Here is a 26916-nt window from a genome sequence, read left to right as displayed (position 1 = left end):
GGGTGGAGCGGAGCGCAACCCAACATACGTCTAATCCACTATTTTAAGCTTACTACGCCACTACTATCGACAACCTAAACTATCTCGCGTTGACACACCCGTAACTGGATTTACGCCATCGGCTCTTTCACACAGCAGCGACACTTGATAACGGTCAATTAAAGCATCGGTAAAATCAGCGCCAGTGACATTAGCTTCGTAAAAGCGGCTACGGGTTAAAGTTGCTTCTGTAAAGATGGCATTCTTGAGGTTAGCACCATCCATAGTGACGCGATCGACTAAAGCGCCGCTTAAGTTTGCACCTTCCAAATTTGCCTTTAACAAAACCCCTTTAGTCAGAATTGCATTAGTTAAATTCGCTCCTTGAAAATTTGTCCCCCGCATTTCCGCAGCTACAAATGTTACACCTGCCAAATCAGCATGAGAAAAGTCACGATTTTCTAAATTTATATTGTTGTAATTGATTGTGTTTACTTGAGCAAAAGCTGGTTTGGGATTAAGTATTATCCACCCAAACGCTAGTAGCAAAATCACAATCAAACCTAAAAAGCGCAGTAAAATCTTTTTCATAACTTTATTATTTTTCAGCAGTCCTTTGTGATTAGTCCTCTCTTAAAAAGTTCTGAGCGAAGGAAACCTCCGCTCAGACTTTGCGCTTTGTCATTTAACCAATGACCAATGACTAATGACAAATGACTATTTCCAATCTTTACCAATGCGGATTGTCAGATCAGATTCTAAATCACCAATTGCTGACACTTCTATTTGACCCAAGCCTAAGACTTTTTTCAAATCAACTCCAACTCGTCGGTTGCCTTTTTGGACAACAATCTGAGTTTGGCGCTGGGTATCTGGCCAATCAGGAACTTTGTAAATATTAGTAAAGCCTTTCTGTTTGAGATAAGCAATAACTTTTTCAGTTAGCTGAGGTTGATTGGAAGCATTTTGAATAGCAATTTTGAGGTTAGGAACCTGACGCATATCTGGTTTCAGACCAGGTACATTTACCCCAACATAATCATTCAGTAGGCTCTGTTGTCCAGTCATATTTAGCCAATAGCTATTAGGATCTTGGCTAAAACGGCTAAATGTACCAGGCAACACGGTCATTTGGAAATTATCTCGATCTAAGTTGAGACCGAAATTTACCAACGCCATCATTTCTTCCATCTTCAGATTGGTATCAAAGTATTTTCGCATTAAGCGAGTTAATTGAGGCAACTTGGGTAAGATGGTGGGACTCTTGAGGCGTTGCAGCAGAGCTGCTGTTAGTGCTTGCTGACGCTGCACTCTTGGCAAATCTCCCAAACCTGGTTCGCGGAATCGGACAAACTGTTCTGCTTGTTCGCCGTTGAGGGTTTGCCAACCACTGACTAAATTAATCGACAGCCGACTGCTAGAGTCTTTATATTCCATTGATTTTGGAACAAAAACCTCTACTCCGCCTAACTGATCGACTAACTGCCGTAATCCGCTAGTAGAAATACGGATGTAGCGATCGATTGGGGCGTTATTTAAGGTACGGCTAACTACCCGTGCTGCCAAGACTGGGCCGCCTTTGGCATTGGCATCAGATACCTTAGTTAATCCCTTTTCTCCCTTTTCGGGGATGGCGATCATTGTATCTTTGGGAATGGAAAGCACCCTTGCAGATTTTTCACTAGGGTTAAGCCGTACCAACAGCATGGAATCGCTTTTCCCGGCAAAGCTTTCTGGTGAACCATCAACAGTGCCGCTGAGTGGTTCAATCCCCATAATTAAAATATTCATGGGTCGTGAAAGCTGGTACTGGGAGAGTTTACTCCATAATTCCCCTGGTAGGGGAATTTTTTGCTCGTCTTTACCAGCAGTTCCTAAATCTTCATCTGTTCGATCGAGATTGCTCCATAAAGGAGTCCACAGCGCTAACGTTGACACTAGCAGTCCAGATAAGATGATGCCAATGACAACCGTCATAATCAGCAACAGCCATCGAGGTATGGTTAAGCCCAGTCTCTCAGAAAGCTGATTGGGAATCGCGCCCACTGATTCGACGACGCTACGGTTCGGATTCGCCGGCTGGTTTAGTTCTACATCCTCTTCCTCTGAGTCGGGTATTGGTGCAGGCGCTAGTTGACTTTCCGTCCGTTGAAGTTGCGACGATCGCACTTCACTTTCAAACTCTACTACTTGTTGAGATGTAACCGAATTTTCCGACCATTCGACTTGTTTTATCACAATTATCTCCCCACTCAACCACTCCCTAAAAGTATGTTAATGCAAGCTACAAATATTGCCAGTGGAAAAGCTCACTGTAAACTTGTAATGTTCTTCGGTAGGCGTGTATGACAACATGAATACTTTATTGTTCCCCGTGATCCTTGCTGGTGGTAAAGGTGAACGTTTTTGGCCCCTGAGTCGCAAAGAACGACCCAAGCAATTTTTAAGTCTTGATGGTAGCTCTAGAAGCTTATTACAAGCAACCGCCGATCGCTTGTTACCACTCGCGGGCGGTTGGGATACCTTGTGGGTCATAACTTCTAGTCAGATAGCTGAAGGGGTAAGACAACAATTACCTGATCTACCAGTTGAAAACTTATTGATCGAGTCCGAAGGAAGAGACACTGCCGCGGCCGTTGCTTGGACAAGTTTAGAAATCAAACAGCGCTATGGAGAAGACGCTGTGATTGGCTTTTTCCCCGCTGACCACTGGATTGCTGACCAAAAGGCGTTTGCACACACATTAAGCGCGGCTACGCAACTGGCAGCAAGCACAGCAGCGATCGTGACACTGGGGATCAAGCCTACTTTTCCATCAACCGGTTACGGCTACATTGAGCAAGGTGAAAAAATAGGTAGCTTTAATGAGTTGCCAGCTTATCACGTGAACCGCTTTACTGAAAAGCCCGACCGGGAAACGGCAGAGACTTTTTTATCTACGGGACGTTTTAGCTGGAATAGTGGAATGTTCGTTTTTCGGGCAGGGGTTGTTCTCAAAGAACTACATACCCATGCTCCAGAAATTATCGAACCTTTAGAACAACATGGCCCTGATATCTATCCCCAGTTGCCTAAGAAGAGTATAGACTATGCGTTAATGGAAAAGACAACTCTAGCATACGTTTTGCCAGTTGATTTTGGTTGGGATGATTTAGGAGATTGGAATGCGATCGAACGCTTACTGAAGACAGAGGACACTCCCAATGTGGAACTAGCTACTCACATAGGGCTGGATACCCAGGGGGCAATTATTTATGCCTCAAATCCAGAGGATGTAGTTGTTACTATTGGTTTAGAGGACGTGGTGATTGTGCGCGATCGCAATGTCACCCTCGTTGTTAAAAAAGAACGTACCCAGGAAATTAAGCAGATCCTCAAAATTCTCCAAAGCGATTCCCGTTTTACCGACCTGCTATAAAAGTTAAAACCCCTGGCAGAGGCGAAAAAGTCTATTTTCCTATTATAACTTGACTGTCTGTTATTTAATCTGACAGTTATGGACATTATTAGCTTTGAGCCTCTCGCCAAGACAATGGCCATCGATTCTATTACTGCGTATCAAAAATATATTTCTCCCTCCAAAGGATTTTCTTGTTCCCATCGCTTATTACACGGCGGGGATTCCTGCTCTAATTACGTCAAAAGGATGCTGAGTGAACAGAAGCTCCATGAAGCCGTACAATCATCCATAAAAAGATTTCAAGACTGTGCCGCAGCTAGAAAGACTTGTGACTTGCACCAAAGCTAGAGCCGACTCCCGTTGTATTGTTATCCCCTGCTGCTTACCTTTTTAACTTACAAAAATGTTCCTCACCCAAACTGTTCCCCGTCAACGAGAAATCCTGGAAGTCTTCCTTCGCAATGGCTGGGACTATATGCGAAGGTTACTTACTGGCGGTAAAGCTGATGAACCGCAGCTACCGACACCTGCGGTTTTAAAAAATATCCTGGTAGACTTGGGGCCAGTTTACGTCAAACTTGGACAGCTACTCTCTACCCGTCCAGATTTACTGAGCGCCGCCTATATTGAGGAACTATCAACTCTTCAAGATGAAGTACCACCAGTTCCTTGGTCAGAGATCGAAATAATCCTCCGCAAAGAATTAAAACGTCCATTAGCAGAAACTTTCAGCACAGTTAACCCGATTCCAGTAGCAGCCGGATCAATTGCCCAGACCCATCGCGCTACACTAGCAGATGGTCGAGAAGTCGCTCTGAAAGTCCAGCGTCCAGGAATTGATATTACTATTGCTCAAGATATTGCTTTAATTCAAGGTATTGCCGATTTAGTGGCGCGGACTGAGTTTGGGCAAACCTACGAAATCAAATCCATCGCCGAAGAATTTACCAAAGCTCTAGAAGCTGAGTTAGATTTTACACGGGAAGCAGGTTTTACAGACCAACTGCGACGCAACTTATCTAAAAGTCGTTGGTTTGATCCCACACAAATAGTAGTTGCAGAAATTAACTGGGAATTGACCACAGAAAAATTACTGGTGATGGAATGGCTCGATGGAGTGCCGTTCCTGTCGGCGGATTTGGATAGTAACACCAACGGTAAAGACCCAGCTGTACTGCGTAAAGAAATAACTACTTTGTTATTTCGGGTATTTTTCCAACAACTATATATTGATGGCTTTTTTCACGCCGATCCCCATCCGGGAAACTTGTTTTATCTCAAAGATGGCCGTGTTGCTCTTTTAGACTGTGGCATGGTGGGAAGACTCGATCCCCGGACACAGCAGATATTAACAGAGATGTTGTTAGCGATCGTTGATTTAGATGCTCAGAGGTGCGCTCAGTTAACTTTGCAGCTAGCAGATTCGGCTCAACCAGTAATTTTATCGCGGCTGGAAAATGATTATGACCGGATGCTACGAAAGTACTACAATGTCAGCTTGACTGAGATGAATTTCAGTCAGATAATTTATGAAATTTTGCAAGTTGCCCGCAATAATAAAATTCGCCTACCGAGCAACATGGGTTTGTATGCCAAAACCATAGCCAATCTAGAGGGTGTGGCGCGGACATTCAACCCAGAGATTAATCTGATTGATGAAATCAAACCATTAATTACAGACTTGTTTCGTCGCCAGTTAATAGGGGATAATCCAGTGCGATCGCTCCTACGGACAGCCTTAGATATAAAAAGTCTATCTCTCCAATCTCCCCGTCAAATCGAACTGTTATTAGACCGTGTTACCTCAGAAACCTTACAGTGGAATCTATCACTACGGGGTTTAGATGGCGTGCGGCGCACTATGGACGATGCCGCTAACCGGCTATCTTTCAGTATTTTAGTGGGTTCGCTGATTATGGGTGCGGCAATTATTTCTACCAGAGCGCAGACAACCCAGCTATCTTTTTTAAGCACCATTCTGTTTGCAGTCGCTAGTTTATTGGGTTTGTGGTTAATTATCAGTACACTGCGATCGGGACGTTTACGGTAAAACCATTTTGGATTGAAGAAAAATCTAAAATCTAAAAATAATTAAAGGTCTGTAGTAAGCTGTCCTAGCTCTTAAAATAGGTTTAGAGCCGTTTACTACAAACTCATTTAATTAATACTGTATTACGTAACATTGTTTGATTTATTCTTGACCATTTATTTGTACTAATTCCTCCAAGCTTGCACTTAATATCGGCGTAATTTGCAGTTCGTTTAATAAGCTAAAAAAATCTAATTTGAATAATAAAGTTAAACATTAAATCTTGTGGGGTGGGCATCTTGCCCGCCCAGTATATGCTTAATTAAATTGTATCCTCATAGCTAATTAGTCTTACATCTGCGATTCTAATATCAAAAATATGTCAATCATCATTGCAGAAAATCTGAGTAAATCTTATCCAGTAGCAGTTAAAAATCCCGGAATTAAAGGTACGATTACACACTTGTTTCGCCGTACCTACCGCTCAATTAAAGCAGTTCAGGATGTTTCTTTTGAAATTGCCCCTGGTGAAATAGTGGGATTTTTAGGCCCAAATGGTGCCGGTAAAACCACCACACTAAAAATGCTCACAGGGCTGATTCATCCCTCTGGCGGTACAGTCAGAGTCGCTGGACAAATTCCGTTTCAGCGTAAAGAAGCATTTTTGCAAAAAATTACCTTAGTAATGGGGCAAAAACAGCAGCTAATTTGGGACTTACCAGCACTCGATTCTTTTAAAATTAATGCCGCTGTATACAACATCTCTGATAAAGAATTCCAGCGGCGGGTGGGAGAATTAACAGAGATGCTTTCCTTAGAAGGCAAACTTACCCAACCAGTACGGAAGCTGTCTTTGGGTGAGCGGATGAAGGCAGAATTGTTAGCAGCACTTTTGCATCATCCCCACGTATTATTCCTAGATGAACCGACGCTAGGATTAGATGTAAACGCTCAGGCAGCAGTACGCGAGTTCTTGCGCGAATACAATCAGCGTTATCAGGCGACAGTGCTATTAACAAGTCACTACATGGCTGATATTACAGCTTTGTGTCAACGGGTGCTGTTGATTCACCAAGGAAGGCTGATGTATGACGGCAGCTTAGATAGACTGCTGGAACGTTTTGCTCCTTACCGAGAAGTCTACATAGAGTTAGCCCAACCTCTACCAATAGAAAAACTTATGACCTATGGTGATGTGAAACTTTTAGAAGGGCGAGCAGTGCGTTTTATGGTATCGCGAGAGGCACTCACCCGCACAGTATCTCAGATTTTAGCGGATTTGGAGGTAATTGATTTAACTGTCACCGAACCGCCTGTGGAAGAAGTAATTGGACGAGTTTTTCAGGCAGGTGTTGTGGAGTAGAGACGCGATTAATCGCGTCTTTATAAGAGTGGAGAATTCTGGGTAATTGTTGTAGTGGGAAGTGAATAAATGAAGCAGATAATCAGAAAAGCCCTAACTTTGCTGTCAGTATACTACGCCTACATGGTTGAGTATCGGGCAGAACTAATCTTATGGGTTTTAGCTGGGTCTTTACCGATTATCCTCATGGGTGTCTGGATACAGGCAGCACAAGGAGGACAGTTTGGGCTATCACCTGTGGACTTTGCTCGTTATTTCATTACAGTTTTTATTGTCAGACAATTAACTGTTGTTTGGGTAATTTGGGACTTTGAAAAAGAGGTTGTAGAAGGCAAGCTTTCGCCCAAGTTACTACAACCGCTCGACCCAGTATGGCATCACGTTGCAGGGCATATTTCTGAAAGATTTGCTCGTTTAACCTTTGCTTTTCTATTAGTGGGATTATTTTTTATTCTCTATCCCCAAGCTTTTTGGATACCAAGTTTAGATAGATTTTTGCTCTTTATATTGGCGGTAGCGCTAGCTTTTACTTTGCGATTTTTGATTCAGTACACCTTTGCTATGTTCGCCTTTTGGACAGAACGGGCTAGCGCATTAGAAAATTTCTGGTTGTTATTTTATCTATTTTTATCTGGTTTGATAGCACCTTTAGAGGTCTTTCCAGAACCAGTGCGAAAAATAGTTATGTTTACACCTTTTCCCTATTTAATTGATTTTCCTGCGAGTCTTTTGATAGGGCTACCTGTGGATATAGGGCAGGGCTTTTGGTCAATAGTGGGTTGGATATTAGTATTTTTGGGTGCGAATCGCTTGCTTTGGCGGGCGGGTTTGAAGCGGTATTCTGGGATGGGAGCATGAACAATTTATCGAAATAGGATTCAGGAGTCAGAATTAATTTTGTACGACTGGCGAATGAATAAATGGGTTCAAGACACCCCACCAGTTGATTCTGACTCCTGAATTCTTCTTCAAATGAATTGCCGTAATTCATCTAGAGTATTAACGCTCTTAATTCCCTGCTGAATTGCTCTTAATCTATCTAAATCGGAAATTTGAGATATTTCTGGCATCACTTGCAATCCCTCAGTGCCGAATTTTATCTCCAAAACGAGTTCAATACCTGACAGTATCTCTTCTCGCCGTCCTTATCGCCGTCCTCCTTCTTCCCCTTCTCTCAAAATTTGCTGATACCAGGGAGATTCGCGTAATATTGCCATATCCCACCTCATGATTTGCTGAACTAAATTTTACCCAATTTTCGGGTGCGAGGCTGATTAATCGCTTGGTGCTAATATCTGCTGCTTTAGCCATAAGAGAATGTAGATGACTATAGTTGTAGTTTATGGCGAAAGTGGTAATTGTTTACGATGGGCTATGCCTATATACTGATTGTACTTTGCTAGAGAATTTATAAATTGCTCGGTATTGTCTTAAACTTCTGTGCCGAACCCAAAGAATAATCTTCTAATTTAAAATCAGCAAAAGGCTTCTTCTCTAATCTATTTCTTAGCGCCTCGTCAACAATCACACCTGCTGATTTTTTTTTGACGCCAATGATTACAACACTTCTCTGATATGTAGTTAAATCTTCATTTTTTTGACAATTAATTCGCTGAAATTGACCCAAATTCAATAAGCGATATTGTTTGACGTTTGGTGTATTAGTAAATATTTTTCTCACTAAAAGTTGTATTTGCTTGGAACGTTCTAAAGCTACACGTTCTTGAACTGCTGTATCACTTTTGCAAGAAGCTGTGCCTACAGAGATTATCTCACTAGGAGCTTCCATTATCTTCTCTATACCTTCTTGCTCTAGGTTCAATTTTAAAATGTCAAGACTAATAATTTCATCATTATATTTTATTTGAAATTTGCTATCTAAAAACCATTTATATTCTGGTGATAAGACTGCTATATTAAACTCAGCTATTCTTCCCTGACTATCTCTACCTTCTTTATAAGAAAAATAATCTATATTACCTTTTTTTTCGGGATATTGTCTATAATTTGATGCTTCAGAGAATTCTGAGTTTCGCATTGCTAAAGCTACTATGCTCAGTAATCCTAACACTAATAGTAGTACTGCAAAAAATGCTAATAATGGCACTTTTTCTGGTTGCTTAATTGGAGTTAATAAATTGTCATTAATCGGTAAAGGTGAATTTTCAATTTCAGAAAATTCTCGGATATTAATATTTAGAGGATTAGTTTTTATTAGTTGACTTTCTATTTCTTCTAAGTAATGCAAAATTTCCTGGGCATTAACAGGGCGTTTTTCTATATCATTTGCTGTTAGCCAATCAATTAAATTCAATAGTAAGGGTGAAATATGGATAGCATGATTTTGCCAGTGCAATAAATTATGCTGAACATCATACATTTCTAAAGGATGGTATCCCGTCAGCAAAAATACAAAGGTGCGTCCCAAAGCAAAGAAATCTGATTGCGGTACTGCTTGACCATTCATTTGTTCTGGGGCGCTGTAGCCAGATGACATTAATGCTGTCATCTTATCGCCGTTACTAAGTTGGTCTTGGTAGGTTTTAGTAATTTCACTGGCAGTGCCAAAATCAATCAGTACTAGATTTCCCCAACTCTTCTCATGGGAGGATCTAATCATGATGTTAGATGGCTTAATATCTCGATGTAGGTAATGTTTGCTATGTACTACATTCAAAATTTCTATTAACTGTCTTAACCAGTCTATGGCTTGTTCTTGGGATATGAGGCTATTTTGCTGCTGCTTTAGCCACTGTTCTAAGTTGTAGCCATCGATTTTTTCCATTGCGATGCAATGCAATACTAAACCATTTCGGGTTTGATAGTGGAAGTAACTATCTTCTTTGGGAATGCCGGGATGCTGGAATTTTCCTAATACTGTTACTTCTTGCTGAAATAATTCTACTGCTTTGGCGTCGCCTGATAAATCCTCTTGGAGTATCTTGATAATTTTGGGGGTATCTTTTTCGTATGCCTCATAAACTTTACTAAAACCTGTTTTGTCACTCAACAGAGACTTCACCCGATAACGTCCTAGCAATTCCAGATGGGAACCACAACTTTGACAGAAGCGGTTTTGATGATTATTCGGGTGATTTGGTTTGGGGCAAACGGGATTGATACAAAAGCTCATGAGTAGGGAATGGGGAGTCGGAAGTGGGGAGTCGAGGAGATGGGGGGATAAGCCATGCCCAATGCCCCTATTAATTCTTCTATTGGTGTATGATAATCCCGTCCAATAATCATGAGATTTTTTATCTGTGTTTTGCTAAGAAAGCTGCTACTGTTTGATTAAATGCCTCTGGTTGTGTCAAAAATGGCCAATGATTGCCGGGAACTTGGCAGATACGTAAGTTTTGAAGATAGGTTTTGTAGGGTTGGATTTGCCAATTTTGGCGGTTCAGTCCTTGTTTTGGCTGGACGAATAGGGCAGGGGTGTCAAGGGGAATTGTAAAACCGGGCACTTGCATTACTGCCTCAAAAATCCCGTCGCGGGCGGCTATGGTAAATTTGCTGCCCCAACTCCCATCGGGTTTTTGTTCTATTCCTGCTTGGAAGACTTGCTGCTGTAAGGAACTCCATCCTTGATATTGCTTTAACTGCCGTGCTTGTTGTTCAGCTTCTTCACGACTGGGGAAGGGGCCCATACTTTTGAGAAAAGGCAAGAAGCGATACAACATTGGAAAAGTTAACCTGAAAAGGCTGGGCATTTTCCAGATGAAAATCGGATCGACTAGAATTATACTCCGTAAACGCTTTGGGTTTTGTCTTGCCCAGATGGCGGCTAATTTGCCTGTCCACGAGTGACTTACAATGTGGGCAAAATTCCATCCAAGATGATCCATGAGTGCTTCAAGGTCTGCGATCGCACTCTCAAAGCTATAATCTATTTCTGGTTTACTACTTTGGCCATGTCCGCGCATATCTGGCGCAACGATGTGGTAGTCTGCCGCCAAGTAATCTCCTAAACTAGACCATACCAGAGCATGGTCGCCTAAGCCATGTAACAGCAATAAAGGTTCTTGACCTTGATTCCACTCCAAATAAGAAAGTTGGATATCAGGCTTTGATAAAGTTTGACGTACAGGCATCATTGCACATTCAGCCGTAGATAGTTTTGCGCTTATATGGTATCGCGGAAGATGGGACTGGGGATTGGCGGCTGGGGACTGGGGACTTGGGAGTCGGGATTGGGAGACAACGGAAAATAACTAATCCCTAATCCCCAATCCCCAATCCCTAATCCCCAATGCCCAATGCTCAATGCCCAATCCCCAATCCCCAATCCCCAATCCCCAATCCAATTGTTACCAAATACCACTTTATGACTCTGAGGATTGTACCAATTGACACGAAACAATGAGGCTAATGAATGCCAAGATCAAGAAAAGGATAGGATGCCCCAAGGATATTAAAAGTACTATGCCAGAATTACACCAATCAATTGCCCAGCATTATCACGAACGGACTAAATACAACCCTGAGACTCTCGCCTCTAAAGGTCAGCGTTTAGACTGGACTAAACAGCCAGTACCCTTTAAAGAGTACAAAATTGGCTCTACTTTTGATCTCAAACCCTATATCCAAGAAAAACCAGAGGCTTATGCTAATAACCCGGATGCTCAATGGTGGCAAAGACTTTCGCGGCTGTTGTTTCGCAGCTATGGATTAACAGCGAAAATGCCTTCTATGGGTAGTGCGGTGTATTTACGTGCTGCTCCCAGTGCAGGCGGATTATACCCTGCTGAGGTGTATGTAGTTTCCCGTGGTACGTCGTTATTACCACCTGGTCTGTATAACTACCAGTGTCGGACTCATTCTCTCATGCATTATTGGGAAAATGATGTTTGGCAAAATCTCCAAGCAGCTTGTTTCTGGCATCCTTCTTTAGAAAATACCCAATTAGCAATTATTGTGACTGCGGTTTTCTATCGTTCTGCGTGGCGCTATGAAGATCGGGCTTACCGTCGGATTTTTCTGGATACGGGACACCTGTTGGGTAATATCGAGTTAGCTGGTGCGATTACTGACTATCGCCCTCATCTAATTGGTGGCTTTGTGGATGAATCAGTCAACGATCTGCTTTATGTCGATTCGCAACAAGAAGGTGCGATCGCTGTCTTACCTCTGGCAGACTTGTTAGATATTAATCAAAATTTGCCATTGGGATGTACTGCTTTACCTTCCGCTACCGAAACTAGTTATCCCCAAATCCCCGATGGCGAACTACTAACATATTTTCATCGACACACTCATATTCAATCAGGTGTAACTGGCAATCTCAATCTACCAACTATTAAACAAGAAAAATCTTTGGAGGATAAATACAATTTTCCTTTCTGTTTAAAAATTCCCACCAACACTGCACCTATAGATTGGGGAAAAAAGCTGTCAGAACTGGAAATCACTATGTACAAGCGACGCTCTACCCGCGCTTACAATGGTGATGATTTAAGCTTCGATGAATTGAAAAGTTTACTCGATTTCACTTACCAGCCACAAAATTACATCGACCAAAGTTTAGATATTTCTCCCGACTACTTCGATCTAAATTTAATCGAAACATTCATTGCTGTTTGTGGAGTCAAAGGATTGGAGGCGGGTTGTTATTATTATGCACCGAAAGCCCAAGAATTACGCCAAATTCGGTTTAAAAACTTTCGCCGAGAGTTACATTTTCTCTGTTTAGGACAAGAATTAGGGCGAGATGCAGCAGCAGTATTGTTTCATACAGCCGATTTGAAATCTGCGATCGCACAATATGGCGATCGCGTTTACCGTTACTTACACATGGATGCCGGTCATTTGGGACAACGCCTGAATTTAGCAGCAATGCACCTGAATGTAGGCGTCAGTGGTATCGGTGGATTCTTTGACGATCAGGTAAATGAAGTTTTAGGTATTCCTGCTGATGAAGCTGCTCTATATCTCACTACATTGGGACGCCCTAGATAAAAATAATCCCAGAGGCGCGGGGCGAATGCAGAGAGTATTTTTCTGTGTCCTTTACGTCTCTGTGCAAGTAATATTTGCTTAGTGTAAACTATCAGACATACTTTACACTGCAAGATTCGCATGAAGATTGAACCGACATATACCTCTGTAGGAAGTCTTTTTGAGTACAGACCTATGTTTTTTATCCCTAAATATCAAAGAGCTTATGCATGGAGTTCCGAATCTGTAGAAGACTTTATAAAAGATTTAAAGAACTGCTTTAGTAGAAGAAAATCAAATTCCCCTGTGAATCATTTTTTCGGAGGGGTACTTTGTGTAAGATATCCTGTTGGAGGAACAGTAAATCAACATGAATATGAAATTATTGACGGACAGCAGAGAATAGCAACTTTTACTATATTAGTTTCTTGTTTAATTAAGATATATGAAGAATTAAAAAAACAAGCTGAAAAATCCAATAGCTCTGACAATAAAATTATACTCGAAAGTCGAATCAAAGTTATTTCTGAAAGATTCATAGAATTTAGCCAAGAAGTTCAAAGAAAGATAAACTCTGTGGAGGTTTTAAGGCTATCAATGGTTGATCACCCGTTCTACAAAGAACTTATTAGAGGCAGAAATCCATCAGTTTCACGAGATTCTCATCAAAACATTTTATCTGCCTATAAAGCTTTAGATAAAGCAGTCAGAGACATTATTACTAGTTCCACATTGGAAGGAAAAATGGATAATGTGGAAATTATTCAAAATATTATAGATATTGATTTTACAATACTATATATGGTTACTGATAGCAAGGAAGATGCATTCCGCTTATTTCAAGTTATTAATGATAGGGGAACTAATCTAACAGTAGGAGACTTATTAAAAGCGAAAACTTTAGAAATTGTAGAAGGTTTTAATCACTATCAGGATAACGTTGAACTACTATGGAATAATATCCTTGAAGATGCTCCATCCGATACAGAAAAATATTTGAATTGGATTTACGAGTCTTACCAGGGTAACAGAGCTAGGCAAGATTCTCTTTTTGATCTGTTTCTTGATAAATTTTTTCCTCAGCATAAGAATCATAAAACAGAGAATTTTAAAGAGGATGAGGTCATACAAGTACATACAAAACTAAAGAATATACATGAGGACATCAAAAGCTGTAGGCTACTAGTTGAAGGCCAATGGCTTTACGAAGTAAAGCAGCCTATTATGAGTTGGGATAGAACTCGTTTAAATCTTCTTCTAAAAGAACTGGATCATGAATTATCTGTTCCATTATTTTTAGCTGCATCCAAGCTTGATCATAAACGTTTTGCAGAAATAGTACAGATTCTAGAAAAAGTCTTTTTCCGCTACAAAATAATATGTAACCAACATGTGACTCCACTAAAAAGTATTTACTATCAGGAGTTACTTGCAATTAGACAAAATCCAGATTCGTACAATGCATCAAGCTTGAGGCAAAAGTTAAGGAAACTAATAGATGATAAAGCACCAGAACGTGTATTTAAAACTAATCTTGAGACTCTTGAATATAGAGATTCAGGTGGTAGCAATAAGCCACTAAAATACTTTTTAATGACGGTTGAATATTACTACCAGTGGTATAAGAATGGTGCTGTAGGAAATCCCGAATGTGTAGACAAAAGTAGAGTTTATGACTTTGCTGGCACATCGATTGAACATATATATCCACAAAACGCAGAGAGAAGTTTTTTAGACTCTAATCTAGAACCTCTGAAAAATACATTGGGAAACCTAACCATTTTAGACCCTGCACAAAATACTTATGGTGGAAATGATACCTTCATTGACAAAAAACCACTTTATCAAGCTTCATCTATGTTATTGAATAGAGATATAGCAGTGCAAGCAAATTGGACTCAGCAAGAAATAAACAATCATAAAAATTTACTTGTAGATGTTGCTCTCAAGATTTTTTCTCCATAAATTATAAGTTGTGACACATTGAAGCTACAAATTTAATACGATGTCATAAAAAAAACAAATTTTGCAAATAATTAATGAGTATTTCAGATTAAAGCAAATTAAATCTGGTATTTAAAAAACCTTTTTTCACAACATCACCAATGCTATTTCCTGAGAATGAAAGTCAAAAGAGTTTTAATCTCCTCTTCTCTAAAAATCCTAACCCAATGTGGGTATATGACCAGAATAATCTACAATTTTTAGATGTAAATGAAGCTGCTGTTCTTCATTACGGTTACTCACGAGAAGAGTTTTTGCAAATGCGAATAACTGACATTCGCCCTTCAGAAGATGTCTCTCTCTTGCTGGAATATTTAGAACAAAATCACTCTAACTTACATTTTGCGAAACAATGGCGACATCGGCGAAAAGACGGACAGATTATTGATGTTGAAATTTTCACACAGACAATAGACTATAGCACTTGTAATGCTCGTTTAGTTAATATACGAGACATCACAGAACACAAACAAATAGAAAAAACTCTTCAAGAAAGTGAAGCTAGGTTTCGAGTTATTTCTGAAGCTATTCCTGTTCCATTCACTATTTCGCGTTTGTCTGATGGATTGATATTATACGCTAATACACAATTGCTTCAAATATTTCGGCTTTCTCCAGAGTATTTAGTTAGTCGCAAATTTTTTTTAGATTTGTATCATAATTTGGCAGATTTAGAAACACTTTTAAAAATTCTTAACCAGCAGGGTTTTATTCATAACTATGAACTTCAATTAAAAAGGGCAGATGGGACTAATTTCTGGGCAATTGCTTCATTGCAATATTTAACCTTTAATAATGAATCAGCAATTTTAACAGTATTTAATGATATTAATGACCGCAAAAATGTTGAGACAAAACTCCAAGAGCAAAATGAATTTTTGCGGATAATTTTTGAGAGTATACCTTTAATGATTGCCCTTTTTGATGCTAATGGTAAACTTCAGTGGATAAACCAAGAGTGGGAAAATATTCTTGGTTGGAAATTTCAAGATTTCCAAACTCGTGATGTCTTGGAAGTGTTATATCCTAATCCTGAATATCGACAGTATGTAATTAATTTTATTCAGTCTGCACAACGTAATTGGGGTGACTTTAAAACTCAGGTGCGCGATGGCCGTTTACTAGATACATCTTGGACTAATGTTTACCTTTCAAATGGTCAAATTATCGGTATTGGGCAAGATATCACAGAACGTAAGCAAACTGAACTAGCTCTAAAAGCTCAAGCCGAGCGAGAGCAATTAATGCGAACTGTTGCTCAACGAATTCGTCAATCTTTGAATCTTCAAGATATTCTGAATGCAACAGTTCAAGAAGTACGAGATTTACTTGGTGTCGATCGAGTAGTAGTTTATCAGTTTGACTCAGAGATGATCGGCACAATTATGGCGGAATCGGTAGAAGATGGATGGACAGTTTCTTTGGGCGTAGAGATTCATGATACATGTTTTCAAACAGGCACAGGAGTAGAGTATTATCAGGGACGCAAGCGAGCGATCGCTAATATTTATGAAGCTGGACTAACTGATTGTCATATTCGCCTGCTAGAACAGTTTGAGGTAAAAGCAAATTTAGTTGTGCCCATTTTACTAGAAGCAGGCTCTCAAAACCCTGGCTCTCACCTTTGGGGTTTACTGGTTGCTCACCAATGCTCTAGTTTTCGTGAGTGGGAAGAAAATCAATTAGATTTGCTCGATCATCTCACAGTCCAATTAGCGATCGCAATTCAACAATCTAGCATCTTAGAGCAAGCTCAAACTGAACTTGTTCAAAGACAAAAAGCTCAAGTAAAGTTAAAAGCTGCCTTAGCTGAAAAAGAAGTTCTCTTAAAAGAAGTTCATCATCGAGTTAAAAATAATTTGCAAATTGTCTCTAGTTTATTACAACTTCAGTCACAAACACTCAAAGATCCAGAAGTAATCAAAGTTCTGCGAGAAAGTCAAAATCGAATTGAGTCAATATCTCTAATTCATAAAAATTTGTATACTTCAGCTAATATTGGACAAATTGATGTTGCTGATTATATCCACAATTTGGCTGCAAGCTTACTAATTTCCTATCAAATATGGCCTAATAGAATCGCTTTAGAAACTGATATAGATCCATTGAGTTTGAATGTTGACCAAGCTATTGCCTGTGGATTGGTGATTAACGAATTAATCTCCAATGCTCTCAAGCACGCTTTTCCGGATCAACAAGTAGGCACAATCAGTATTGCTTTACGTAATGCTGGCAATAATATCGAAATGACTATCCGAGACAATGGGATTGGTTTACCAGATAATTTAGATTGGAGAAATACTGATTCTTTGGGTCTATCGTTGGTACATGATTTGGTTATAGAACAACTGGAAGGCGATATCACTCTAGAACGCAATCATGGAACAGTATTCAAAATCAAATTCACGCAGTTAACTTTGCATTAGTAAATATCAAATGGGTCAAGCTAGGATTTTAGTCGTTGAAGATGAAGTGATTGTGGCTAGAACTATTGCTAGCCAACTGAGTCAGCTAGGATACATTGTTACAGGTACCGCCTCATCTGGAAAAGTTGCCATTGCTAAAGCATCGGAAACTCAACCAGAACTAGTATTAATGGATATTATTCTTAAAGGTGATATGGATGGGATTGCTACTGCTATTCAGATTCGCGAGCAGTTAGATGTACCTGTAATTTATTTAACCGCTTATGGCGATGAGCATACTTTAGAAAGAGCAAAAATTACCCAACCTTTCGGATATATCGTTAAACCATTTACTACAAAAGATTTAAGAATAGCGATCGAAATCGGTCTTTTAAAACACCAGTTAGAACGTGAACTACGGGAGAATCGAGATCAGTTAGCAACCCTTTTAAACTCAATGAGTGATGCTGTAATTGCCGCAAATGAGCAAGGAAAAGTAACATTTATGAATCCTGCGGCTGAGGCACTGACTGGCTGGCAGCAAAAAGATGCTTTAGGAAATGAGGCGGCGAAAATTTTTCATATTGTCGATGAAGTTACAGAGACGACATTAGAAAACCCTGTGACAAAAGTACTGCGCGAGCAACAAGTTGTTTATTTAGGGGAATTCACATCTCTAATTACAAAAAATGGCAAAAGAGTTCCAATTGGTGATAGTGCTTCACCACTGAAGGGACGACCTGACCAGATAAATGGTGTAGTAGTTGTTTTCTGGGATCTTAGCGAACGACGGCAAACCAAATTGCTAGAGCAAGCATTGGAGAAGGAGCAAGAACTTAACCGTCTCAAGTCATTATTTATCTCTACTGTATCTCATGAGTTTCGTAATCCCCTAACTGTTATTCAAACGGCAGTAGAACTCATAGAAATGCAAGGAGCAAATTTGACCGATGCAAAAAGAGACATTTATTTAAAGCGAATTCAAGGTGCTGTGCAATCTATGGAAAAGCTCATGGAAGAAGTGCTGTTTATGGGTCGAGCGGAAGCAGAAAAACTCATATACAACCCTACTCCCCTTAATTTAGAGCAATTCTGTCTAGACTTAATCGAAGATTTTTCAATTATTGAAAGCAACGTGTATGAAATTATTTTTACCTGTCATAGCGAGAATACGTCCGCTGTCATGGATGAAGTACTCTTACATTACCTGTTTACAAATATTCTCTCAAACGCAGTTAAATATTCTCCCAGAGGTGGCAAGATTCAGTTTGATTTAATATGCGATCCGATTGAGAAAGTAGCAATTTTCCATATTCAAGATCAAGGTATGGGCATTCCCGAAGTAGACCAACCTCGACTGTTTGAATCATTCTACCGAGCCTCAAATGTCAAATCAATTAAGGGTACTGGATTAGGATTAGTAATCGTTAAAAGGTGCGTTGATGCCCATAGAGGTCAAATCAGTGTCTCCAGCCAAGTTGAAGTCGGTACTATATTTACAGTAATTTTGCCTTTAAATTCCGAATTATCCTTGACGGAAACTTCTGAATTATGAATGATTCTTCAACTCAAATCCTGATTTTTGTTACCAATTTGGGTTTGGTAGTGCCGCCATTTTTCCTGCTGACGCGCTCTTTTCTCTGCGGTGAGACTATCGAAACAATAGGGACAAGAGATACCTTGCTCATATTTGGGAGACGCTTTATCTTCCTCAGAAATCGGACGCCCACAACAGAAACACCGCTCACAACTCCCTTCCTCTAACCCATGACTCACAGCTACCCGCTCATCAAAAACAAAACATTCCCCTTCCCATAAACTTTCTTGTGCTGGAACTTCCTCCAAATACTTCAGAATGCCACCTTTGAGATGATAGACTTCTACAAAACCTTGGGCAAGCATGAAAGATGAGGCTTTTTCACAGCGAATGCCCCCTGTACAAAACAGAGCAACCTTTTTGTGTTTAGTTGGGTCGAGATTATTTAGCACATAATCAGGAAATTCCCGGAATGATTCAGTTTGGGGATTTTCCGCCCCTTGGAAAGTACCGATATTCACCTCATAATCATTGCGGGTGTCAATCAAGGTTACTTCTGGGTCGGAAATTAAATCATTCCATTCTTGGGGATTGACATAAATCCCAACTTGCTCATTTGGGTCAATTTCCGGCAACCCCAAAGTCACAATTTCTTGCTTTAACCGCACCTTCATCCGCTCAAAGGGTGGGGTTTCGGTATAGGACTCTTTGGATTCTATATCTGCTAGACGAGGGTCAGAACGCAGAAACCAGAGAATAGAGTCAATGGCCTGGCGCGAACCAGCAATTGTACCGTTAATCCCCTCTAGTGCCAGCAAAATCGTCCCCTTGACACCTTGCTCTTGGCAGTAAGATAGTAGAGGGTCTCGTTTCTGGGCAAAATCTGGCAGTTTGACAAATTTATACAGTGTTGCGACAACTTGGAGCTTTTCTGGCTTCATCCCTTTGGTAATTCCACAATATTAAGTTACAATAGCAACGACAGTAAAAGTTATCTACTATTTTAATTTTATGGGGGTTTAGCTCAGTTGGTAGAGCGCCTGCTTTGCAAGCAGGATGTCAGCGGTTCGAGTCCGCTAACCTCCATTTGAAATGTTTGATTAAAATTTTCGATGCCTGCGGCGGACTACACCGACGCATATACATCAATCAAAACCCCATTCCTTTATCGGGAATGGAGTTATTTTACCTTATAGACAAAAGGTTGCGTGGTAGCTTGCTTCCCCGTAGGGATACGTACTAAAACCCAACATCAACCCTCTATATTACCGAACACCTTTTACAGTTATATGTACTTAATTAGAGGAATCTCTAGATAAGGAGGTTAACTGTGACCTGACAGCACTCAGGTAATTTTGATCGTTCAAAAATTGCGGTGGTAATTTGTTAGCACTGACAGCAGCCTTAACTAAATCTTCCGCAAGAACCTTTCGGTTTTGGCGTTCAAAGATTAGAGTTCCTGCACTGGGAATGCCCTGCTGCTCTAAACCACCTTGGTAAGCAAGAGAAACAAGATTGAAGGGTTCGAGATAACGAGCAGTCGTGGAATTACTGAGTAAAGTGTTAGAATTTATCGCAGCTTTTATTGGCTCATTCTTTGCATCACTGGTAACACTAGCACTACCGTAGTTGTTATTTGTGTCTGGTTGAGCGTTAGCAATTCCAGATGTGAGGGCAACTGAAGCAATCAGAATTCCAGAATTGATCAAAGTTGCAAGTTTCATAGGTTTATCCTTACTTAACTTAACTTAATTAGGTAGGTGCGATTGAATTAATTTTTTCTAGTAACAGTGTCTCTTTTCTTATAAACGTTAACTCCCTGCGTTTGGTTCACCCGATTGGTTGAATTGTTTATCACCCATTCGGGTGAGTCTCTGGTAATGTCAGGAATAGTGTAATGAAGAGTGCTGAGTTCCGTTAGCGGTAGCGGAGCGTTTAGCCTGTGCTAAGTTAAAAGACCGCCCACGTTCGCAGAGAGGGGCGGAGTATCAACCAACTCAGGCATTAAAAGATTCCGCCCACAAGGGGCGGGGCTTTTACTCGCCAACAGTATCTTAGAAATCGCCTGGATTATTCAAAAGTTTGGCAATAAACTTGTTGTATTCATCCTTCATTGGCAAGTCTAAATCTTGCCTGATGCGTCGCCGTAGCTTTGGGATAGTTTCACCGCTGATAGGGTTGAATCCCTGCTTTTCGTATTCTTCCCAATACAGTCCCACACCTCGTTTTTGCCAATTGGGCAGATGATTAAAATTAATCCCATACTGGAATAATAGTTCGTTTTTATCGGCAACAGATAACCCTTTCATCATGCTGGTTGCTTCAGTTACACTTTTGCCATCTAGACGCAGACACCAGTAACAATGAGCATTGAGAGCATTTCTGTGGGCATCCTGACTGCGCCAACGAAAATAATTTACTACTTCCTCTATATTAGGAAGCTGTGAAATGCGACAGTCAAAGCAGCCAATAGCACCCAATAGTAAAGAAAATTTGGCGCTGGCTTCACCTGCTAAAACCGAATTTAGTTTTCTTACTTTTCGGTTAAAAGTGTTTTTTTTTTGAGCAAATAGCAGAGAAATTTCACCACTTTGGTTATAACCATAAGTGATATCTAACCCGCAGTTGAACAAATGTTCAACAGTTGCAAGCATCAAATCTAGAAAACGAATATCGTAGGGAGCCTCAAATTTATGAACTTCTTTTGTCAGGCGAGTAAAGCTGCGTCCATCTAATCTTGCAACTATGTAAAGTCCAGGTAGCACACAATGATCGTGTGCTGTCTCAAACACCCGCATTTTGCTATCAAGTTCATCAAATTTCATGCTTAAATTCCTCAACAACGAATGAATTATTTAAGTCATTTTTTACCGAATAAAGTGCATCAAAATCTTCGCTCCAACTCGGTAAATTCAGCTTTTTATACGTTGCTAACATTCCAACCAAAGGCACGATTTCTTCAGGAGGTCTCTGGCTATTTCGTTGCTTGCAGTCTTCGAGTTGAGACTGAAAGTAGTAACCCACAACCCGGAAACCTTTCGCTTTTGCTGGAGTAATATAGCGTTTTCTTTCTTCCACAGTCGGGTTAGTATTGTCCACAACGAAGCGCTGTTTAGCTTCTAAACAAGCTTGAAGAAAAATTTGCTCTCGATGACGGGTTTTGAGCATATCAAGGTTAATGCGGATGTGAGTATTAAAGAAGCGATCGCGATAAAATGTAGTTTTACCTGCTCCCTGGATGCCTACAAAAATAATTGCTTCCATGATCGATTGATGATACTAGTACCTCAAGGCGGAATTAAAAATTAAAAATTAAAAATGAATACAACGTAAGCGTTTCATTAATTTGGAATGGGTGATTTATTTCCGCCTTGCTGTACTAGGAGTGATGGCTAAACGCTGCTGTACATCGCTCTAAACTAGCTTCTAGGTAGAAAATGTTTTTCTTTTTTATCAAAACTTTTAATTTTGCCTTTGATGAAAGTTTTTGTATTAATACCTATTTGTAGTATATGTAATATTGATGCGTCAAGGGACACTACGATTTTTTGATCGGTTAGAGGACGGAGGTAGACTGCCCAACTCGAAACAAACAGTAGCATGAGGTGTATATTGTACAATCGCTTGTAAATGACTTATTAAGATGTAAACTGCAAAAAATTATTTTATTGTTATGACTATAAAACTCCATGCCGAAAAAGACCTTTTCACGGCAAGCACTAGTATAAAGATAAATCAAGAAACAGAAAACGAAAAAGTTCTATGTTCTCATTGTCAGCGCACCGCTACGAACGGTATTAAATGTAAAGGTATTTGTGTGGCTGACAATGACTATTAAGAGTTGATCTATCAAACAGAACTCAGGAGTCAGGAGTCAGAATTCAGTTGGGTATTCTGTATGACTGGCGGATAGCGCAGCGTAAAGCCTTCTCTTTTCCTTCTCCTGTGGGAGACGCTGCGCGAACAGAGACGCTAACGCGAGGCAACGCTATGAGCGAGTCTGCGATAGCGAGTATTTTCGAGTCGCGTCTGAATAACTGGGTTTAATACCCCCACCAAATCGTAGATTTGGTGGTGCAACAATTCAGTCGGGGATTCTGATTCCTGAATTCTTCTTCAAAAAGTTAACGATAAATCTTTTTGCCTTAGCTGCCACTACCAAATCTAGCCTAGCGTTCCCTAGTTGCGTCAATTCTCCTAGCCCTAGTTTTTTGTTGAGGATCGCTTGACTTTTAAGACAGTCGCTACAAATCTTCTTAACCTACACAGTATTAAATACAGTTGAGATGAGATTTCCGCCGATTCTTGTTGAAACTGACAGGTTACTACGGCACTGAGAGAGTATTTAATAACTTCCTCACGTCTTCTATCTCCGTGTCGAGAGAATTTTTGCCGTTAATACTAATTACTTCCTCAATATCTATTAGTTCTACTTATACCTGAATAATCCTGAGAAAAAATTGGTAAATCGTCAGGATATTACTTTTGCAGCCATGTAAATGTGACTATGCCAATTATAAAGATGACATTCACTGAAGGATGTTTATACTGTGTTACAAAAGTTACAACTGAAACCCGTCGAAGTTGAAATATTAACTAAGTAGTTGAAATATTGAAAGCCTAGCTGTGGATTGAAATAGCTATTGGTTGAATCAAAAATTTAGCAGCCGATTAAGTTCAGTAATACTGTATCCAATAAAACCATTACAGTTAATTTCTAAAAAAATTGTAATGGAACCTTCAACCATGTTAGTTCATCGTTAATCACGGGAACAATAGCAACAGTTGAATAGCTGACCGTAATCTAAGCTGACCGAAATCTATTGTTACCTGGAGCCATTGAGACGATCTTTATGCCAGCAACATCTTTTTATGCAGACGCCCCCTACAACACCAAAAAGTCCCGCCAGGCTTTGGACTCGGATCTCACGGTTGATGACAGTGAGTTATCGGTAGATGACCTACAGGAGCTAGAACTGGCTTCTGTTGACAATGCTAACTTTGCTGCTAGCACTAACCGTCGGAGTACAGACCTAGTACGTCTATATCTTCAAGAAATTGGTCGGGTTCGCTTGTTGGGGCGTGATGAAGAGGTTTCAGAAGCTCAAAAAGTCCAACGTTACTTGCGGATGCGGATAGTACTTGCTAAGGCCGCCAAGGAAGGGGATGAAGTGATTACGCCCTATCTAAGGTTAGTTGAAGTTCAAGAACGTCTAACCTCGGAACTAGGACATCGCCCCTCTTTGGAAAGATGGGCTGCTACTGCTGATATAGTTTTATCCGATCTCAGACCGACTTTGGCAAATGGCAAACGTCGCTGGGCTGAAATCGCCAAGTTGACTGTAGAAGAGTTGGAGCAAGTTCAGTCCCAAGGACTCCAAGCAAAAGAACACATGATTAAGGCGAATCTTCGCTTAGTTGTGTCTGTTGCTAAGAAGTATCAAAATCGTGGTTTGGAATTGTTGGATTTAGTCCAAGAAGGTACATTAGGTTTGGAGCGGGCTGTAGAAAAATTTGACCCAACGAAGGGTTATCGCTTCAGTACTTATGCTTACTGGTGGATTCGTCAGGGAATTACCCGAGCGATCGCTACTTCTAGTCGCACAATTCGCCTTCCGGTTCACATTACCGAAAAGTTAAACAAAATCAAAAAGGCTCAACGCAAAATTGCTCAAGAAAAAGGTCGCACTCCGACTTTAGAAGATTTAGCAACTGAGTTAGAGATGACACCGACTCAAGTCCGAGAAGTTTTGTTGCGGGTTCCTCGCTCCGTTTCTTTGGAAACCAAGGTAGGAAAAGATAAAGACACTGAGTTAGGTGAATTACTCGAGACTGACAGTGTAACTCCAGAAGAGATGTTAATGCGAGAATCTTTACAAAGAGATTTGCATCATCTTCTGTCAGATTTGACTAGCCGGGAGCGCGATGTAATTTTGATGCGGTTTGGTTTGGCTGATGGTCATCCTTATTCTTTAGCAGAAATTGGCCGCGCTCTTGACTTATCGCGCGAACGAGTCCGCCAAATTGAATCCAAGGCTTTGCAAAAGCTACGTCAACCCAAGCGCCGCAACCTCATCCGCGATTATTTGGAATCTCTAAGTTAGTCATTTGTCATTAGTCATTTGTCATTAGAAAATTACACTTGACAAATGACTAGGGACAAAAGGCTGATTTGATCCCCACTTTAAAAGCTTTTTATAAGCTTACAGCAAATAATTAGCATTAAATTGTACAAGAGTTGCCCCAGACCTTTGCTCAGATATCTTAAAGGTGGGGAGCAACTAGACAATTCAAAATTAACTTATACAAAATTCAAAGTCAAGGGATGCAATCGTTACAAGTATCCTAACTATTAGCTGTATGCAAATAAAACGCAATACAGCTTATTACTTGAATTTTGATCAAGATTTGATGAATTGTTCTTAAATATTTAGTATAAATTCTCAATAAGCAATGATTGTTGCAAATTGCTCCCAAGATTTGTTATATTCTCAACTAAAGAGCTTTGTTGAGAAATATTAGTATGACTGTCTACACAACTACTTCACTCAAGGCAGAACTGAACGAACGAGGCTGGCGTTTAACTCCCCAGCGCGAAACAATTTTACACATTTTTCAAGAACTTCCGCAAGGAGAACATCTGAGTGCGGAGGATCTTTATCATCGGCTAGAAACTGATGGTGAAGGGATCAGTCTGTCAACTATTTATCGGACTTTGAAGTTGATGGCCAGGATGGGAATTCTACGGGAATTAGAATTGGGCGAAGGACATAAGCATTATGAGATCAACCAGCCCTATCCTCATCATCATCATCACTTAATTTGTGTTAGATGCAACTCAACTATTGAGTTTAAAAATGATTCAATTTTAAAAATTGGGTCAAAAACCGCTCAAAAAGAAGGTTTTCACCTCTTAGACTGTCAAATGACTATTCATGCAGTGTGTCCTAAGTGCCAGCGGGCACTGATGCCGCTTTAGGACTTGGGTAGATAAATAAGACGAAACTACTCAAATTTACCAAAGAATTGGAATTCTGAGCAGTTCGTAATTTGCTATTACTGGAGGAAAGCAACCAGTTGGGAAGTGATACTAACAACACCAAAGCGGATGTTAAAAGCGTCCGCTCTTAAGATCCTTGAGACTGATGCCATAGAATTCCTGGGCTTGTTTAATCGCTTTTTTGGTGTCATCTGCCATTACACCATTCAGCTTGCCTTTATAAAAACCCCGCTCCCGCAGTCGCGTTTGGATTTCTAGGGTATTAAATTCGCTTTTGCTAGTAGTATTAACTGAGCTATATAACTTAGCTCGCGTAGTTGGGCCAGCAACGCCACTTGCTGTTAAGAAATTAGCTGCCTGAAATCTCTTTACAGCATCAGCAGTAAAGGGGCCATAGTAGCCATTTGGCTCTCCCTCTAAATATCCTGCCTGGATCAATTGCTCTTGAAGGATTCTAACAGGCTCACCGCGATCGCCTACACGAAGTTTATCTCGATTGACTACCTTTTTGGGAGCCTCTTCTCCATCACCAATGCCAATTCCTGGCAGTTTACGTAATGTTGCTGGGCCTGCAATTCCATCAACGCTTAATTTGTAAGAATCTTGGAACCGTTTAACAGATTCTTCGGTAATTGGGCCAAATATTCCTGTGGCGTTTCCGTAATAAAAGCCTGCGACTCTTAACCGTTCTTGCAAAGCTCTGACATCTTCACCTTCATCCCCCTTCGCAAGGTAGTTGGGATTGCGGCGTTTGCTGGCGGCTGAACTAGCTGAACTAGCTGAACTAGTAGTGCTAGGCTTTTTAGCCTGTTCACTTACAGCACTGGTTTTTTTAGTTTGTGTAGTTGCCACAACTGTGGACTTTTTGGCTTGCCAACTTTCTAATTTTTGCAGGGTGCTGGCTCCAACAATGCCATCCACTGGTAAACCAGCGGCCTTTTGGAAGCGCCGCACAGCTTCTTGTGTGGATACGTCATATATTTGGCTAACAGAAGCTTGGTAGAAACCTGCTGTTTTTAACTTTTGTTGTAGATTTCTGACAGAAGGGCCTTGATCGCCTTTTTCTAGTGCCATGACGCTACTAACAGCACCAAGAATAGATAAAGACAGAGCAAGGGGCAACATATACTTCCAAGCCCTACCAGAAAGCCTTTTCCAGTCTGGCGCAGCTGCTTTGTTAAACAAAGAACTGAGGGATACCAATTCACTGGGTGTGCTGTCTTCGTAGGCGAAAGCTAGGTGCAAATACGCAAGATTTTCCATAT

21 protein-coding genes, 1 tRNA gene and 1 pseudogene are annotated in these 26916 nt (G+C 40.4%); 12 read left to right on the top strand and 11 right to left on the bottom strand.

What is annotated here, in order from left to right; genetic code table 11:
- Positions 1–63: 63 nt before the first annotated feature.
- Positions 64–570: a pentapeptide repeat-containing protein gene (locus tag V7L07_RS28880; protein WP_335062591.1), complete on the bottom strand. Its 507-nt coding sequence runs from the start codon at positions 568–570 to the stop codon at positions 64–66.
- Between the two features lie 126 nt (positions 571–696).
- On the bottom strand, positions 697–2217 hold the full coding sequence (locus V7L07_RS28875) for an LCP family protein (RefSeq protein ID WP_335062589.1): 1521 nt from the start codon (positions 2215–2217) through the stop codon (positions 697–699).
- A gap of 115 nt (positions 2218–2332) precedes the next feature.
- On the opposite strand from V7L07_RS28875, the gene V7L07_RS28870 reads away from it, so the two are divergent.
- From V7L07_RS28870 to V7L07_RS28850, 5 genes are all read left to right on the top strand, one after another.
- On the top strand, positions 2333–3397 hold the full coding sequence (locus V7L07_RS28870; RefSeq protein ID WP_335062587.1) for a mannose-1-phosphate guanylyltransferase: 1065 nt from the start codon (positions 2333–2335) through the stop codon (positions 3395–3397).
- Positions 3398–3475: 78 nt separating this feature from the next.
- Entirely contained in the window at positions 3476–3727 is a 252-nt protein-coding gene (gene yidD / locus V7L07_RS28865) for a membrane protein insertion efficiency factor YidD (protein ID WP_335062585.1), read from the top strand.
- A gap of 55 nt (positions 3728–3782) precedes the next feature.
- Positions 3783–5429, top strand: a complete 1647-nt coding sequence (locus V7L07_RS28860; RefSeq protein ID WP_335062584.1) for an ABC1 kinase family protein — start codon at positions 3783–3785, stop codon at positions 5427–5429.
- Between the two features lie 358 nt (positions 5430–5787).
- The gene (locus tag V7L07_RS28855) at positions 5788–6771 is read left to right on the top strand and encodes an ABC transporter ATP-binding protein (RefSeq protein WP_335062582.1); all 984 of its coding nucleotides are present in this window, start codon (positions 5788–5790) and stop codon (positions 6769–6771) included.
- A 69-nt stretch (positions 6772–6840) separates the two neighbouring features.
- Entirely contained in the window at positions 6841–7629 is a 789-nt protein-coding gene (locus tag V7L07_RS28850; RefSeq protein ID WP_335062580.1) for an ABC transporter permease, read from the top strand.
- Positions 7630–7739: 110 nt separating this feature from the next.
- Here the strand turns inward: V7L07_RS28850 and V7L07_RS28845 are convergent.
- The 4 genes and pseudogenes from V7L07_RS28845 to V7L07_RS28830 all read right to left on the bottom strand — a co-directional run.
- Positions 7740–8015: pseudogene (locus V7L07_RS28845) on the bottom strand (transposase); the annotation flags it as partial.
- 164 nt (positions 8016–8179) lie between these two features.
- The gene (locus V7L07_RS28840) at positions 8180–9904 is read right to left on the bottom strand and encodes a serine/threonine-protein kinase (protein WP_335062578.1); all 1725 of its coding nucleotides are present in this window, start codon (positions 9902–9904) and stop codon (positions 8180–8182) included.
- A gap of 121 nt (positions 9905–10025) precedes the next feature.
- Positions 10026–10862 (bottom strand): alpha/beta fold hydrolase, encoded by an 837-nt coding sequence (locus V7L07_RS28835; RefSeq protein ID WP_335062614.1) that lies wholly within the window; start codon positions 10860–10862, stop codon positions 10026–10028.
- 32 nt (positions 10863–10894) lie between these two features.
- Positions 10895–11092: a hypothetical protein gene (locus tag V7L07_RS28830; RefSeq protein ID WP_335062576.1), complete on the bottom strand. Its 198-nt coding sequence runs from the start codon at positions 11090–11092 to the stop codon at positions 10895–10897.
- A gap of 101 nt (positions 11093–11193) precedes the next feature.
- Between V7L07_RS28830 and V7L07_RS28825 the strand changes: the two genes are divergently transcribed.
- The 4 genes from V7L07_RS28825 to V7L07_RS28810 all read left to right on the top strand — a co-directional run bounded on the left by V7L07_RS28825 (position 11194) and on the right by V7L07_RS28810 (position 18669).
- The gene (locus V7L07_RS28825; protein ID WP_335062574.1) at positions 11194–12726 is read left to right on the top strand and encodes a SagB/ThcOx family dehydrogenase; all 1533 of its coding nucleotides are present in this window, start codon (positions 11194–11196) and stop codon (positions 12724–12726) included.
- Positions 12727–12846: 120 nt separating this feature from the next.
- A complete protein-coding gene (locus tag V7L07_RS28820; protein WP_335062573.1) occupies positions 12847–14670 on the top strand; it encodes a DUF262 domain-containing protein in 1824 nt (607 codons plus the stop codon).
- Positions 14671–14810: 140 nt separating this feature from the next.
- A complete protein-coding gene (locus V7L07_RS28815; RefSeq protein ID WP_335062571.1) occupies positions 14811–17135 on the top strand; it encodes a PAS domain S-box protein in 2325 nt (774 codons plus the stop codon).
- Positions 17136–17145: 10 nt separating this feature from the next.
- A complete protein-coding gene (locus V7L07_RS28810; RefSeq protein WP_335062569.1) occupies positions 17146–18669 on the top strand; it encodes a hybrid sensor histidine kinase/response regulator in 1524 nt (507 codons plus the stop codon).
- 8 nt (positions 18670–18677) lie between these two features.
- Here the strand turns inward: V7L07_RS28810 and trhO are convergent, their stop codons facing one another.
- Entirely contained in the window at positions 18678–19592 is a 915-nt protein-coding gene (trhO, locus tag V7L07_RS28805) for an oxygen-dependent tRNA uridine(34) hydroxylase TrhO (RefSeq protein WP_335062568.1), read from the bottom strand.
- A 72-nt stretch (positions 19593–19664) separates the two neighbouring features.
- Between trhO and V7L07_RS28800 the strand changes: the two genes are divergently transcribed.
- Positions 19665–19737 (top strand) — tRNA-Ala (locus tag V7L07_RS28800).
- A 209-nt stretch (positions 19738–19946) separates the two neighbouring features.
- On the opposite strand, the gene V7L07_RS28795 is transcribed toward V7L07_RS28800, so the two are convergent.
- The 3 genes from V7L07_RS28795 to V7L07_RS28785 form a co-directional block, all read right to left on the bottom strand.
- Positions 19947–20375, bottom strand: a complete 429-nt coding sequence (locus V7L07_RS28795; protein WP_335062566.1) for a hypothetical protein — start codon at positions 20373–20375, stop codon at positions 19947–19949.
- A 330-nt stretch (positions 20376–20705) separates the two neighbouring features.
- The gene (locus tag V7L07_RS28790) at positions 20706–21476 is read right to left on the bottom strand and encodes a tRNA(His) guanylyltransferase Thg1 family protein (RefSeq protein ID WP_335062564.1); all 771 of its coding nucleotides are present in this window, start codon (positions 21474–21476) and stop codon (positions 20706–20708) included.
- On the bottom strand, positions 21466–21915 hold the full coding sequence (locus V7L07_RS28785; protein ID WP_335062562.1) for an ATP-binding protein: 450 nt from the start codon (positions 21913–21915) through the stop codon (positions 21466–21468). Before V7L07_RS28785 ends, V7L07_RS28790 begins: the two co-directional genes overlap by 11 nt.
- Before the next feature lie 1589 nt (positions 21916–23504).
- Between V7L07_RS28785 and sigC the strand changes: the two genes are divergently transcribed.
- Both sigC and V7L07_RS28775 read left to right on the top strand, forming a co-directional pair.
- Entirely contained in the window at positions 23505–24755 is a 1251-nt protein-coding gene (sigC, locus tag V7L07_RS28780) for an RNA polymerase sigma factor SigC (RefSeq protein ID WP_179066298.1), read from the top strand.
- 419 nt (positions 24756–25174) lie between these two features.
- Entirely contained in the window at positions 25175–25630 is a 456-nt protein-coding gene (locus tag V7L07_RS28775) for a Fur family transcriptional regulator (protein ID WP_012407750.1), read from the top strand.
- A gap of 132 nt (positions 25631–25762) precedes the next feature.
- Here the strand turns inward: V7L07_RS28775 and V7L07_RS28770 are convergent, their stop codons facing one another.
- The gene (locus V7L07_RS28770) at positions 25763–26914 is read right to left on the bottom strand and encodes a peptidoglycan-binding domain-containing protein (RefSeq protein WP_335062560.1); all 1152 of its coding nucleotides are present in this window, start codon (positions 26912–26914) and stop codon (positions 25763–25765) included.
- Positions 26915–26916 lie beyond the last annotated feature (2 nt).

This window comes from Nostoc sp. (assembly GCF_036916985.1).
Taxonomy (GTDB): Bacteria; Cyanobacteriota; Cyanobacteriia; order Cyanobacteriales; family Nostocaceae; genus Nostoc.
The sequence above is the reverse complement of the archived record's forward strand: the minus strand, read 5'-3'. Positions and strand labels throughout refer to the sequence as shown.

Excerpts from the sequence above, each read along its gene's own strand:
- V7L07_RS28880 (WP_335062591.1), bottom strand. The coding sequence starts at position 570 with ATGAAAAAGATTTTACTGCGCTTTTTAGGTTTGATTGTGATTTTGCTA.
- V7L07_RS28870 (WP_335062587.1), top strand. The coding sequence starts at position 2,333 with ATGAATACTTTATTGTTCCCCGTGATCCTTGCTGGTGGTAAAGGTGAA.
- yidD (WP_335062585.1), top strand. The coding sequence starts at position 3,476 with ATGGACATTATTAGCTTTGAGCCTCTCGCCAAGACAATGGCCATCGAT.
- V7L07_RS28860 (WP_335062584.1), top strand. The coding sequence starts at position 3,783 with ATGTTCCTCACCCAAACTGTTCCCCGTCAACGAGAAATCCTGGAAGTC.
- V7L07_RS28855 (WP_335062582.1), top strand. The coding sequence starts at position 5,788 with ATGTCAATCATCATTGCAGAAAATCTGAGTAAATCTTATCCAGTAGCA.
- V7L07_RS28850 (WP_335062580.1), top strand. The coding sequence starts at position 6,841 with ATGAAGCAGATAATCAGAAAAGCCCTAACTTTGCTGTCAGTATACTAC.
- V7L07_RS28840 (WP_335062578.1), bottom strand. The coding sequence starts at position 9,904 with ATGAGCTTTTGTATCAATCCCGTTTGCCCCAAACCAAATCACCCGAAT.
- V7L07_RS28835 (WP_335062614.1), bottom strand. The coding sequence starts at position 10,862 with ATGCCTGTACGTCAAACTTTATCAAAGCCTGATATCCAACTTTCTTAT.
- V7L07_RS28825 (WP_335062574.1), top strand. The coding sequence starts at position 11,194 with ATGCCAGAATTACACCAATCAATTGCCCAGCATTATCACGAACGGACT.
- V7L07_RS28820 (WP_335062573.1), top strand. The coding sequence starts at position 12,847 with ATGAAGATTGAACCGACATATACCTCTGTAGGAAGTCTTTTTGAGTAC.
- V7L07_RS28815 (WP_335062571.1), top strand. The coding sequence starts at position 14,811 with ATGCTATTTCCTGAGAATGAAAGTCAAAAGAGTTTTAATCTCCTCTTC.
- V7L07_RS28810 (WP_335062569.1), top strand. The coding sequence starts at position 17,146 with ATGGGTCAAGCTAGGATTTTAGTCGTTGAAGATGAAGTGATTGTGGCT.
- trhO (WP_335062568.1), bottom strand. The coding sequence starts at position 19,592 with ATGAAGCCAGAAAAGCTCCAAGTTGTCGCAACACTGTATAAATTTGTC.
- V7L07_RS28795 (WP_335062566.1), bottom strand. The coding sequence starts at position 20,375 with ATGAAACTTGCAACTTTGATCAATTCTGGAATTCTGATTGCTTCAGTT.
- V7L07_RS28790 (WP_335062564.1), bottom strand. The coding sequence starts at position 21,476 with ATGAAATTTGATGAACTTGATAGCAAAATGCGGGTGTTTGAGACAGCA.
- V7L07_RS28785 (WP_335062562.1), bottom strand. The coding sequence starts at position 21,915 with ATGGAAGCAATTATTTTTGTAGGCATCCAGGGAGCAGGTAAAACTACA.
- sigC (WP_179066298.1), top strand. The coding sequence starts at position 23,505 with ATGCCAGCAACATCTTTTTATGCAGACGCCCCCTACAACACCAAAAAG.
- V7L07_RS28775 (WP_012407750.1), top strand. The coding sequence starts at position 25,175 with ATGACTGTCTACACAACTACTTCACTCAAGGCAGAACTGAACGAACGA.
- V7L07_RS28770 (WP_335062560.1), bottom strand. The coding sequence starts at position 26,914 with ATGGAAAATCTTGCGTATTTGCACCTAGCTTTCGCCTACGAAGACAGC.